Below are 12,281 nucleotides of genomic sequence, written 5' to 3' on the forward strand. Positions count from 1 at the left end.
TTCCCGGCAGCAAGCCAAGAAACACTTTCAGTCTGTGAACCAAGGCGCTGCATCAGTGCGCCACCCCGGCCGCGACGCTTTCGTCGATGAATTTGCCTTCCCTGAAGCGCGTCATGGAGAATTCCTCCGCCAGCGGGGAATGCCCGGTCGCCATCAACTCTGCCATCGCCCAACCGGAGCCGGGGATCGCCTTGAAGCCGCCGGTGCCCCAGCCCGCGTTGACAAAGCAGTTCTGGACCGGGGTCTTGGAAATCAGCGGTGAGCGGTCGCCGGTCACATCCACGATACCGCCCCATTGGCGCAGCATCTTCAGGCGGCTGACCATCGGGAAGGTCTCTACCAGCGCGCGTACGGTTTCCTCGATATGATGGAAGGAGCCGCGCTGGGTGTAGTTGTTGTAGCCGTCGGTGCCGCCGCCAATGACCATCTCGCCCTTGTCGGATTGCGACATGTAGCCGTGCACGGTGTTGGCCATCACGACCACATCCATGCAGGGTTTGATCGGCTCGGACACCAGCGCCTGCAAGGCCACGCTTTCCACCGGCAGACGGAAGCCCGCCATCTCGGACAGGACAGAGCAGTTGCCCGCCACCACCATGCCCAGCTTGTCGCAATCGATCGCGCCCTTGCTGGTGTCGACGCCAACAACACGACCGTTTTCGGTGCGCACATTGGTGACTTCGCATTGCTGGATAATGTCCATGCCCATGTCAGAGCAGGCCCGCGCATAGCCCCAGGCTACTGCGTCGTGACGGGCGGTGCCGCCACGCTCCTGCCACAGCCCACCCAGAACCGGATAGCGCGGCCCTTCGAGGTTGATGATCGGCACCAGCTCCTTGACCCGCGCCGGCGAAATCCACTCGGTCGGCACGCCCTGCAGTGCATTGGCGTGGGCGGTGCGCTTGTAGCCGCGCACCTCATGCTCGGTCTGGGCCAGCATGATCACACCGCGCGGCGAGAACATGATGTTGTAGTTGAAATCCTGGCTCAGGGTCTCATACAAGCTGCGCGATTTTTCATAGATCGCGGCAGAGGGATCCTGCAGGTAGTTCGAGCGGATGATCGTGGTGTTGCGACCGGTGTTGCCGCCGCCAAGCCAGCCCTTCTCGATCACCGCAACATTGGTGATGCCGAAGTTCTTGCCCAGGTAGTAGGCGGTGGCCAGGCCATGGCCGCCGGCGCCCACGATGATCACATCATAGTGCCGTTTCGGCGCGGGCGAGCGCCAGGCCCGTTCCCACCCGGTGTGGTAGCGCAGACCTTCCCGCGCCACTGCAAAGGCTGAATAGCGTTTCATGAGCGAATCCAATGCTTCGTGTCTGGTCCCAGATATGACCGGGATCCGCTCCGCCCCCGCGCCGTTAATCGTCGCGTTTCGTCAGGTTTGCGACATCGCTCTCATTGGAGTGTCGGAAGGGGCCCCGATGTATGGTCTCCGTCGAAGCTGACATATATCTCAGAAGCGGGACAGCGCGTCGCACCGATAGGGCTTTTTTCCGCAGCCCTCCGCCTATACATGAGAGCAAACGGCGGAGAGACGATGATATTTTGGATTTTGACCGGGCTGGTGACACTGACGATGGCAGGCATGCTGGCGCTGGTGTTGCTGCGCAACAAGAACGGATCGGGGGAACCCGCCGCTGCTTATGATCTGCGCGTCTATCGCCAGCAGCTGAAGGATCTGGATCGCGATGTCGCCAGAGGCGTCGTCGGCGCCGAGGATGCGGATCGTCTGCGCACGGAAATCTCGCGCCGCATTCTGGCGGCAGATGCACAGGTTCAGGCCGCAGAGACTGGTCAGGACCAACCTAATGGACCAAGCCGCGTCGCTGCCGTCCTGATGGTGGCGGTGATCGCGCTTGGCACCGCTGGCCTCTATTGGTGGTACGGTGCGCCCGGCTATGGCGACTACGGCCTTGACCGTCGCATGGCGCTCGCCGAACAGCGCGCAGAGACACGCCCCAGCCAGTCCGAAGCAGAGGCCCGCCAGCCTGAGGCCCCAGCGGCCGAGATCGATCCAAACTATCGTCAGCTGGTGGTCGAACTGCGCAAGGCCACCGCGGATCGCCCCGATGATGCCCGCGGTCAGGCACTTCTGGCGCAGCACGAGGCCCGGCTTGGGAACTTCACCGCCGCCTATGAGGCAAAGGCGCGCTATAACGCGCTGCAACCCGACGCCCCCGCCCCACAGGATCTGGTCGATCAGGCTGAGCTGCAGGTGATGGCCGCCGGTGGCTATGTCTCGCCCGAGACCGAAGACCTGTTGTTGCAGGCTCTGTCCGAGACCCCGGAGGACGGGCGCGCGCGCTATTACTTCGGTCTTATGATGGGGCAGAACGGACGTCCGGATCGCGGCTATCAAATCTGGGCCGAAACGCTGAAACAAGGCCCCGCAGGCGCGCCATGGATCCGCGCGATCCAAGCTCAGATCCCGGAGATGGCAGCGCTTGCCGGGGTCGACTACAGCCCGATCCCCCCCGGTGAGGCCACGGGACCCGGCAACACCCCCGCCCTGCCCGGCCCGAGTGCCGAGCAGATGGCTGCCATGCAGGATATGACCGCCGAAGAGCGCCAGCAGATGATCGAAGGCATGGTCTCCGGCCTTGCCGCCCGTCTGGCCAGCGACGGCGGCAGCCCTCCGGAGTGGGCCAGGTTGATCACCGCCCTCGGGGTACTGGGTCGGTTGGAGCAGGCGCGTGAGATCTACGCCGAAGCAGAACAGCAATTTGCGGAAAATGATCCCGCTCTGGAGATCCTGAAATCCGCGATGGATCAGGTCGAGGCAAACCAATGATTTATGACGATTTTTCAGAGTTCGCCGCCGCCCTGCCGCCCCTGTCGGCCCTAGTGGGGCTGGATTTCGGCGAAAAAACCATCGGGGTTGCGGTCTCCGACCGGATTGGTGCGGTGGCGACGCCGCTGGAGACCATCCGGCGCAAGAAGTTCACCCTCGACAGCAACCGCCTGCTGGAGATCATCGCCGGGCGCGAGATCGGCGCCATCGTGCTGGGGCTGCCGCGCAACATGGATGGCTCCGAAGGGCCGCGCTGCCAGTCCACCCGCGCCTTTGCCCGCAATCTGTCACGGGTGACAGAGCTGCCGATCAGCTTCTGGGACGAGCGTCTGTCCACAGTGGCCGCCGAACGGGCGCTGCTGGAGGCGGATACGTCGCGCAAACGTCGCGCAGAGGTGATCGACCATGTGGCGGCCTCGTATATCCTGCAGGGAGCCCTGGACAGGCTGAGCCACATGAGAAACGGTTGACGCATGACTGACGACGTCTGGCAACGTGACGAGATCGAGAGCCCCTGCATCAAGCTGTGTGTGGTCCACCCGGACACGCGGCTGTGCACCGGCTGCGCGCGCTCCATCGACGAAATCACCCGCTGGTCAAAGCTGAGCCATCACGAACGCGCCGAGATCATCGCCGAGCTGCCCTCCCGATCTGCCGTCCCAAAGGGTCGCCGTGGCGGTCGGGCCGCGCGGATGAAGCGCGACTGACACAGGCTGGCGGAACATCCCGCTTCTTGTGAAAAAACCGCGTCACGAAACGGCAGTTTGATCCGGGGTCGCGCCGTTGCCCAGCGTGCGAACGCCCTGCTAACACCTTGAAAATCATGCGGAACGTGTATTGACCCATTGTTTCGCGCGCGAAACAATGGGTCAACGTGGCTGACTTATCTGGCGAACGTCACGGATCTGTCAGCCAGCGGGTCTGCCAATCCGCCAGTTCCGGGCGAAAATAGGCGATCATGCGCCCCTCGCCCGCCGGCGCAGTCGCGTCGTCCCCCCAGGGCGCAACCCCGTGCAAACACAGACGGTGCATCAAATACGCCTCACCGGGCTGCGCATGCACGGTGACGCGTGGGCAGGTTTCGAAGACCTCACGCCTTGCGGCGGTATAGCTGTCGGTGACATCCACCGCGTGCCAATCTTCGGGCGCAACGCCAGCAAAGGCGGCGGCAAAGGCCGCGCGCATGATCTCGTGGCTCCCCTCCCAGACCACCAAGGGTGCGGCGTCCGGGCTGGTGGCGTTCAACGGCAGGCCCAGCACCCAAGCGTGCGGCTCCTCGACCCGACGACGACGATCACTGCCGAACATCTTGACCCCATCCACATGCGCCGCATCCCGGTTGCGACGATAGCCAAAGGCCGCCGTGCTCTCGCCCTGTCGTGGTCGCGGATAGCCGGGGTAGATCACCGAAAGCTGCGCACGGTGCAGTGCGCCCAGCGGGCCGATCTGGCGGGTGATGAAATCGATGGCGGGACCTTGCAGGGGTGGCCCGTCCGCCAGTTGTCCGGCGGGATCATTGGGCAGCGCATCAACGCCGATGAACCAGGTGCCCTCGCAATCGAGCCAGGCGGCATGCGCCGGATCCGCCACCGCGTCCTGCGCCAGCACGCGGGCGTGCTCCGACCAGGCCATCGTGCCCGCGTCCGCCGGGAACCGCAGCCAGCCCTTTGCACGGTAGTGATCGAGCCCCATGGCTTTCACGCCGCCCGCGCCACAACAAGGCCCAGGGCCTCTTCAACAAGTTCCGGCCCCGCGCCTTTCTGACTGACCCCTTCTGAGAGGTGGCGCCGCCATTGCCGCGCGCCCGGACGACCCGCAAACAGGCCCAGCATGTGACGGGTCACCTGATGCAAGCGAGCCCCCTTCTGCATCTCGCGCTCGATATACGGCAGCATCTGCTGCACCACCTCCACCGGATCGCTGGCCTCTCCACTGCCAAAAATCCTTGGATCAGCAGCGCAGAGCACATCCGCAGGCTGGTGATAGGCCGCCCGCCCGATCATCACCCCGTCCAGTCCGCGCGCCAGATGCGCCTCGGCCTCCGCCAGCGTGGCGATGCCGCCATTGATGGAGATATGCATGTCCGGAAACGCCGCCTTCATCCGATGCACCAGCTCATAATCCAGCGGCGGGACGTCGCGGTTTTCCTTGGGCGAGAGCCCCTGCAGCCAGGCCTTGCGGGCGTGGATGGTGACCCGGGACACGCCTGCAGCGCGGATCTGTTCCAGGAACCCCGGCAGGATCTCTTCCGGCGTCTGATCGTCCACGCCGATGCGGCATTTCACCGTCACCTCGACATCCACCGCCTCGGCCATCGCGGCCATGCAATCAGCCACCAGCTCCGGCGACTGCATCAGCACCGCGCCAAAGGCACCGGATTGCACCCGGTCGCTGGGGCAGCCGCAGTTGAGGTTGATCTCGTCATAGCCCGCCTCGGCCCCCAGACGCGCCGCCTCGGCCAGCTCTGTCGGATCGGACCCGCCCAGCTGCAGCGCCACCGGATGTTCGCGGGGATCATGGTCCAACAGATGTAAGGCCCCGCCGCGCACCAAGGCCGGCGCGGTCACCATCTCGGTATAGAGCAGCGTCTCCTTCGACATCAGCCGATGCAGATAACGGCATTCTCGCGTGGTCCAATCCATCATAGGCGCCACCGACAACTGCGCAGACCGCCAAAGTCCTGATTTTCCTGCGATTTCCTTGCTCATCGTAAGATTTCCTTGACCGTCAAACTAGCCGATTATTGCACATTTTTGCACGTTCTGGCGCGTCCACCTAGAAATGATGGGAATTGTTCGGGGAGAGTTTGGGACATGCCAGTCGTTGAACCTGTGAGAGCCGATGGCTCGAAGGCCTATCTGGCACAAATTGACATTGTACGAAAGGGAGAGCGCGACCGGGAGAACCGTACTTTCGACAAGAAACGACATGCCGAGCAATTGATAAAATCGAGATCCCAAAACATCAGAGCGCTTGTCGAGAATGCTCACGGTCATGCGTAGAAACGCAAAAGTACTCTCCAGACAGATCAACACCCATATTTCCGTAGCAATATCAATAAGTTCACAAGGACGACATGGCTCTGTCACATATCCTTTGAACATCGAAGTTAGAGACGCGGCTGACACTTTTACCAAAAGGACAAAATTCGTGCCCAAAGCCAATTCCGCCCTGTCGCGCCGCGCGTTTCTCACCTCCAGTGCAGCAGGCCTTGCCGCATTCTCCTCGATCATCGCCTTTCGCGCCAATGCGCAGGCGGCAGCGGGCGAGCTGCTGATGGTGCCGGCGGCACCCAACCCTCATGGCGCGATAGAACGTCTGTTCCTGTTGCACGGCGACCCGCTTGCCGGCCCGATCCGCAAGATCGTGACGGAAAGCGGCAACCCCGTGCCCGCGCCGACGATGGAGTCTGGTGCGCGGCGCGTGCTGCGGCTGATGCATTTCAATGATATGCACAACCACATCACCGATATGCACGACAAGCGCGGTGACACGCACCGCATGTCCCAGATCGTGCGTCGTATGCAGGAGACCCGCGCTGCTGCCGCCGAGAACGAGGTCGTGCTGTTGCTGGGCGGCGGCGACGATCATACTGGTTCGGTCTTTGACGAGCTGCTGGGCTGGGAGCCCGAGGAATTCGTCGCGGATGCGGGCTACCGCGTGAACTCGGCCGCAGGTGTCGATGTTGCGGTTCTCGGAAACCATGAATTTGATCGCGGTGCAGAAATGCTGCGCCTCGGCATCGAAAAGGATGCCCGTTTCCCGCTGCTGTCGGCCAATGTCCACAGCTCCGCGCATATCGCGCGTGACCGCGACTACACCTCTGCAGCGGTGGCGGAAGTGAAGGGCATGCGTATCGGCTTTATCGGGCTGACCACTCAGGTCGACACCCGCATCGGTCAGCCAGATGACCCCGACATGGGCGTCGCAAGCCCGGTCGAGGCCGTCCGCAATGTCCTCCCCGCGCTGTCGCAGGTCTGCGATGTGGTGGTGATCCTGTCCCACTGCGGCTATGGCACCGGCCAGAGCCGCTCGGGCAAGGCGGGTGCGGACCGCATGATCGGAGAGGGCGATTTCGACATCGCCGCCGCAGCAGGTCCGCTGACGGACAAGCCGGTGGTCCTGATCGGGGGGCATTCTCACACCCGCCTGAACGCCGAAGGCCTGAACCCCGACAACGTCATCGATGGTGTGCTGATGACGCAGGCCGAGGCAAACGGCAAGTATCTGGGCGAAATCACAATGTCGCTGGCTGCGGACCAGGGCCGCACGGGCTGGTTTACTCATGTCGGCCTGCATCCGATCAAGTCCCGCGATGATCGGGTCGCTGCCGATGACCCGAAGTTCGATACTTTCGAGAAAGAGGACGACTACGACGCCGCATTTGAAGAGGCCCATGTCGCGCCGCTGCGTCTGGCACTGCAAAGCAAGCTGGCCGAGGCCATCGGCACCGTCACCGCAGGCGACGCCGTCAGCACCGCCACCGTCGAAGCGGAACGCTATGTCGGGGAAAATGCGCTGCTGAACTTCATGAACGACGCACTGGTGAAACGCTCGGCCGGTTTTGCCAATGGCACAGTCGACCTGGCCCTGTTCAACGCCACCGCGATCCTGTCCGGTGTGGCGCAGGGACCGCTGTCCTTTGGCGATTGGTATGATGTGATGCCCTATGCCGATCAGGTGCATATCGCCACCATGACCGGCGCGCAGATCCACGACATGCTGCAATCCAACGCCAAGCGGATTGTGCGCCCCGAGGAGGCTGATGCCCTCGATTTCAGCGGTTTCATCTCGCGTGGCTTCCTGCATTTCTCTGACGGCTTGCGCTATCGTCTCGTGCTGGGCGACGCGGTGGCGGACGCCCGTGCCGAGGACATCACCCTGCACGGTCAGCCGCTCGACAGCATGTCCGAACGCCAGTTCCGGGTGGCCTTCAACAGCTACGTTCGGCTTGGCGGGTTCTCCGAGGCCTGGAATGGCAAGGCCATCGGCGCAGGGGTGCCCGGTCAGATCCAGGGCATGGACCTGCGTGGTCTGGAGTATGAGGAAAGCGGTCTGGTCTATCGCAATGAAATCATCGCTCAGATCCGTCAGGACGGTGGGATCAGCGCCGACGCAGCCACGCTGGACGGACGTCTGACCGTCGCCTGACCGTCCAATGTCACCCAAGGACATCGAAACCCTGGCCAGATGCTCCGGCCAGGGTTTTTCTGCCTGGCGCAGTGGCAGCGTTCAGTCCACAGCCTTCCAGTCAATAACGATCAGAACACAGGATGTTTGTGTCCCAAAAAAAACCTGCCAGACCGCGCAGGCACTTCAGAACGGACTGTCGTTAAGCAGTTTTCAGCGCCCAACGTCGGCGACCGGATGCTGCACACTACGCACTCATCAGCTGCAGCATCACGGGCGGGGCCATACAGGTGCTATTTCGGCGCCCTGCCCCGTTTTCCGGTCTATAAAACGAGCGCCTTGTTGTTCTTGACATGACGCGCGGCGAGAGAACGGGCCTGACGGCCATTCAGTAAGAGACGTGCGCCGTCGGGGGCGCAAAAACCGGACCGTGCGCGCAGTTGCGGAAAGATCGAAAATATCTCCTCCCGCGCCTCGGCACTGATGCCTTGAACCGCCATCGGCCCAAGGTAGAGCGACTCTGTCTGGGCCCCGTTCGAGGTGACAATCTGATGCGTGTCGAAGGTGAAGTGGTAATATGTGACATCACTGACATCCGTTGCAACGTCGATGCCCTTGGCTTCCAAGAGCTGTTTCGCCGCCGCCAGAACCTCGTTGGTGCCAAACATGCGCTGCGCGATCTTGGACCGCACAAGCACCCGGTGTTGCGGTGACACCAGAAGATCACGGGACGGGGTATCATTGCCAAGGGCGCCCGCTTTGATCCGGATCGGGTAGAGTTTCGGGTCCGCAACAAGTGCCGCCGCGCTTACCGTGCGGGAACCGATCCAGCGGATCTTCTGTAGTCCGGCGTCGCGGGTCATCACCAGATCGCCCGCTTTGAGGCGCTCTACCGCGGTCTGGCCCATGTGCGTCTCGATCAGCGTGCCCGCCGCGAAACAGACCAGAACCCCACCAACGCTGGCATGGGAATAGGCGTCGCTGTTGCTATCGATACCCAGGCTTCTGAGCGGCGTGTCCGGGGGCGGCATATCGCCGATAAAGACGAGGTAATAGCCATCCTCCCCCGCATCATTGAGATCCGCATCATTGTTCAGGTCAACATCAACAACGCCGATCTGATAGACGTTCGTCCCGTCGCTGACCTCGAACACATAATCCATGATGGCATGCCGTTCGGTGCCACCGATATTTGTGGTCTGCTGTCCGGGCTGGCCAATCACCTGGCTTGGAGAGACCGTCTCGTTTGTCGGGTCGCCGTTGTAATTGATCGCGTTGTCATCTTCTTCGCGGACAACATGCGAGGTGGTGCTGCCGGAATAACTCCAGATAGCCCCCCGAGGCGGCGCAACATTATAGGTAAACCCGGATCCGTTCACGGCGCTTTGCGTGCCGAAGATCGTCTGAGTGTAGTTGTAATAAATCGCCATATTGAATGCGTTCACGCGCTAGGGGCAACCGTGGATCGGTCGGGGTTTTTGACTGCTGTCTTTAACTATAATTTAAAGATTTGTCACTTTCACCCTCAAACTCACACATATTCGGCGAGGGTGCCAACCGTGCAACTCACAAAGCAAGTCGCGGTACTCGCGGGGAAAACTTGGGGCTTGCGCTCGGGCACGGCGCGCTGCCAACGACATCGTGATCGCGGCAATACACGCCAAATTGTCGATCCTCGCCCCCTGCCCGCTATGCGTTTTTTAATCCTTTGCCGTCATACCCAAGACACATATGGCACTCTAGCCGAACCAACCACACCCCCTCAGGAGGAGGCGCTCGACCGCCCCATCACACAGCCACGGCTAACGTCAAACCCAAGGGTTTCATTGAATGACTGTCCCTTTCTCGCGAGGCACCTCTCGTCCCCTATATGAACAGGCCGTTGCTCTTTTGCGGGGGGGCGCGTTTTTGCGTGCGGAGGGGATGATGCAACGGTCTCTTGCCGAAGAAGGTGAAACAGCTCTCAGCTATCATTACCTTTCTGAAATCCTGTCGCGTTTGCCCGATCGCGTCGAAGACGCCCTGCAGGCCCAGCAACAGGCCGCTGATATCGCAGGCGATCACCCTGTTTTCCTGGCGGCTCTTGGCCTTCGCCTGCATGACGCCGGCAAGGATGCCGCGGCGCTCGATTTGCTGGAACGCGCGCTTGCGATTGATCCGAACTGCCCGCTTGCATTGCCCTGGGCGCTTCGACTGCGCCGTCGTTTTCTGCGCTGGACGGATGAGGCGCAGGAAGACCAGGGCATCCGCACCGCGCTGAAGAGCGGACGCCTGATCGATCCACTGATGCTACTGTCGTTCATCGACGATCCAGAGGTGCAGCAAGCTCACTCGCAACCCAGTGCAGCGGTTGCGCGGAGCACGGACCATGTGCCAAAGGCCCCGCCCGGCAAACTGCGGATCGGCTATTTCTCTTCCGACTTTTGCGAACATGCGACCATGCATCTGATTGCCGGGATGCTCAAAGCACATGATCGGACGCGGTTTGAGTTCTATGTTTATGATTTCCTCCCGCAACCACAGAGCCGCTATCACACGCTGATACGCGATTTTGCCGATATCTATCACGACATCTCACAGATCGACGATGCCGGGGCGGTTGCGCTGGCGAGGTCAGATCAACTCAACATAGCGGTCGACCTCAAGGGGCTGACGACCGACTGTCGCCCCGTCCTTTTCGAACATCGCATCGCCCCGATGCAAGTGTCGTTCCTGGGCTTTCCGGGCACAACAGCCATCCGTGAAATCGACTTCATGATTGCCGATCCTATTACCATACCGGCGGCGGAGGAGAGGTATTACAACGAGCAGATCCTTCGCATGCCCATATGCTATCAGCCCAATGACAATACGCGCCCTGTGCCCGAGGCGGACAATCTGCGGGCAAAATACGACCTGCCGGAAGACAAGTTCATTTTTGCGAATTTCAACCACCCGCATAAGGTCGGACCACGGGAATTTGGGGTCTGGATGAACATCCTGCGGCAAGTGCCTGACGCCGTCCTTCTGTTTTATACCGGCGCGCATGACCTTTCGGTCGAGCTTGCCCGGCAGGCACGCCGTCACGAGATCGATCCATCACGGATCTTGCCTTGCGGAATAATGACGCAGACGGCGCATATCGAACGTCTGGCGCAGGTTGATCTCTGCCTCGATTGTTTTGCCTATAACGCCCACACAACCGCGTCCGACGCGCTCTGGGCCGGGGTTCCCCTGCTCACGCTGTGCGGGCGTCAGTTCTCTGCGCGTGTTGCGACGAGTATTCTCTCGGCCGCCGGAGTTCCGGAATTGTCGACGAACTCTCTCGAAGGCTATGTCGACCAGGCTGTTCGGCTGGCCGTCTCACCTCACGAGATCAACGCGCTGAAACACACCATCCGGCGGAACCGCAACTCTTGCGCACTGTTCGATACGAATACCTGGACCAGAGATTACGAGGACCTTTTGGCCGGGGCCTACCTGCGGGGCGCATCGAACAGTCCGGCCTAACGACGGCCCGGCGCGGTATAAAACGCATACGCGCCAGAGACCGGTCTGAGGTGATCGGAGCGTTCTAGAGATGCGTCCTCCGCCAAGGCAGAGGCGGTGGAGTGGACGCCGCATCTGTTGCACTGACCGCGATCGGTGCCTTGGTTGTCTTGGGCTAAAATGCGCTCAGCGACGTTAGGTGATTGAAAACAGGCGATCAAAAGACGATATCGGGGGGACAAAGAAGCGAGGGATTCGATGCGACGCAAGGACGGGATACGACATCGGCCGTCCTTATCGTTGCCCATACTGCGCACGCTTCGCAGCCAGCATCAGACCGGCGCGCTCACCCTCGGAAGCCTTCTCTCTGGCCTTGGGGAGCGATCATTTGGCTGGGCGATCGTGGTGTTTTCATTGCTGACGCTACTCCCGCTCCCCCCCGGTTCCACGCTGATCACCGCGCTGCCCCTTCTGGTGACCACCGGGCAGATGATGCTTGGCTACCGATATGTTAGCCTGCCCGGCCCGCTCGCCCGGCTGCGTCTGGACCAGAGCAAGATGCGCCACACGGTGTTACGTCTGCGTCCCATTACCCGGCGGATCGAACGGATCCTGACCCCGCGCGTAACGATGCTTTTTGCCCGGCGGTATGATCGCCCTCTTGGACTGCTGCTGTTCCTGATTGCCTTTGCGCTGTTCATCCCGGTGCCGCTGAGCGGGTGGTTTCCGGCGATCGCGCTGTTCGTATTTGGCGTCGGGCTGGTTGAGCGTGATGGCTTGGTTGCCATGCTCGGTCTGCTCCTCGGAGCGGCCTCAGTCCTGCTCACGGTGGTGATCCTGACCTCGCTTGCTGCGGGCGCCGACGCGCTGATCCACTAGACCAGACCGG

General features: G+C 61.6%; 10 protein-coding genes. 6 read left to right on the forward strand and 4 right to left on the reverse strand.

The genetic code is table 11. The features are described from left to right. Window positions 1–52: 52 nt before the first annotated feature. Window positions 53–1,297 carry a sarcosine oxidase subunit beta family protein gene (locus tag R1T40_RS07000; protein WP_106165313.1) on the reverse strand — a complete coding sequence of 415 codons (1,245 nt, stop codon included), beginning with the start codon at window positions 1,295–1,297 and terminating at the stop codon, window positions 53–55. Between the two features lie 243 nt (window positions 1,298–1,540). On the opposite strand from R1T40_RS07000, the gene ccmI reads away from it, so the two are divergent. Genes ccmI through R1T40_RS07015 form a run of 3 tightly spaced genes read left to right on the forward strand, consistent with a single transcriptional unit; the run spans window position 1,541 to window position 3,501 of the window. After that, window positions 1,541–2,794, forward strand: coding sequence for a c-type cytochrome biogenesis protein CcmI (gene ccmI, locus R1T40_RS07005; protein ID WP_317386380.1), 1,254 nt, complete (start codon window positions 1,541–1,543; stop codon window positions 2,792–2,794). After that, window positions 2,791–3,264, forward strand: coding sequence for a Holliday junction resolvase RuvX (gene ruvX / locus R1T40_RS07010; protein ID WP_317386381.1), 474 nt, complete (start codon window positions 2,791–2,793; stop codon window positions 3,262–3,264). Before ccmI ends, ruvX begins: the two co-directional genes overlap by 4 nt. Before the next feature lie 3 nt (window positions 3,265–3,267). Beyond that, window positions 3,268–3,501 (forward strand): DUF1289 domain-containing protein, encoded by a 234-nt coding sequence (locus tag R1T40_RS07015; RefSeq protein WP_317386382.1) that lies wholly within the window; start codon window positions 3,268–3,270, stop codon window positions 3,499–3,501. Window positions 3,502–3,691: 190 nt separating this feature from the next. Here the strand turns inward: R1T40_RS07015 and R1T40_RS07020 are convergent, their stop codons facing one another. Then, window positions 3,692–4,486: a hypothetical protein gene (locus R1T40_RS07020; protein WP_317386955.1), complete on the reverse strand. Its 795-nt coding sequence runs from the start codon at window positions 4,484–4,486 to the stop codon at window positions 3,692–3,694. A 5-nt stretch (window positions 4,487–4,491) separates the two neighbouring features. After that, entirely contained in the window at window positions 4,492–5,502 is a 1,011-nt protein-coding gene (dusA, locus tag R1T40_RS07025) for a tRNA dihydrouridine(20/20a) synthase DusA (protein ID WP_317386383.1), read from the reverse strand. 442 nt (window positions 5,503–5,944) lie between these two features. Here dusA and R1T40_RS07030 point away from each other — a divergent pair, with 442 nt between their 5' ends. Beyond that, a complete protein-coding gene (locus tag R1T40_RS07030; protein WP_317386384.1) occupies window positions 5,945–7,945 on the forward strand; it encodes a bifunctional metallophosphatase/5'-nucleotidase in 2,001 nt (666 codons plus the stop codon). 302 nt (window positions 7,946–8,247) lie between these two features. Here the strand turns inward: R1T40_RS07030 and R1T40_RS07035 are convergent, their stop codons facing one another. Beyond that, complete coding sequence (locus tag R1T40_RS07035) at window positions 8,248–9,354, reverse strand: Hint domain-containing protein (RefSeq protein WP_317386385.1); 1,107 nt, start codon at window positions 9,352–9,354, stop codon at window positions 8,248–8,250. 493 nt (window positions 9,355–9,847) lie between these two features. Between R1T40_RS07035 and R1T40_RS07040 the strand changes: the two genes are divergently transcribed. After that, window positions 9,848–11,413: an O-linked N-acetylglucosamine transferase, SPINDLY family protein gene (locus R1T40_RS07040; RefSeq protein ID WP_317386386.1), complete on the forward strand. Its 1,566-nt coding sequence runs from the start codon at window positions 9,848–9,850 to the stop codon at window positions 11,411–11,413. A gap of 237 nt (window positions 11,414–11,650) precedes the next feature. Continuing rightward, window positions 11,651–12,271 carry an exopolysaccharide biosynthesis protein gene (locus R1T40_RS07045; RefSeq protein ID WP_317386387.1) on the forward strand — a complete coding sequence of 207 codons (621 nt, stop codon included), beginning with the start codon at window positions 11,651–11,653 and terminating at the stop codon, window positions 12,269–12,271. The last annotated feature ends 10 nt before the right edge of the window (window positions 12,272–12,281 follow it).

Source organism: Tritonibacter scottomollicae (genome assembly GCF_032924845.1).
GTDB classification, from domain to species: Bacteria; Pseudomonadota; Alphaproteobacteria; order Rhodobacterales; family Rhodobacteraceae; genus Epibacterium; species Epibacterium scottomollicae.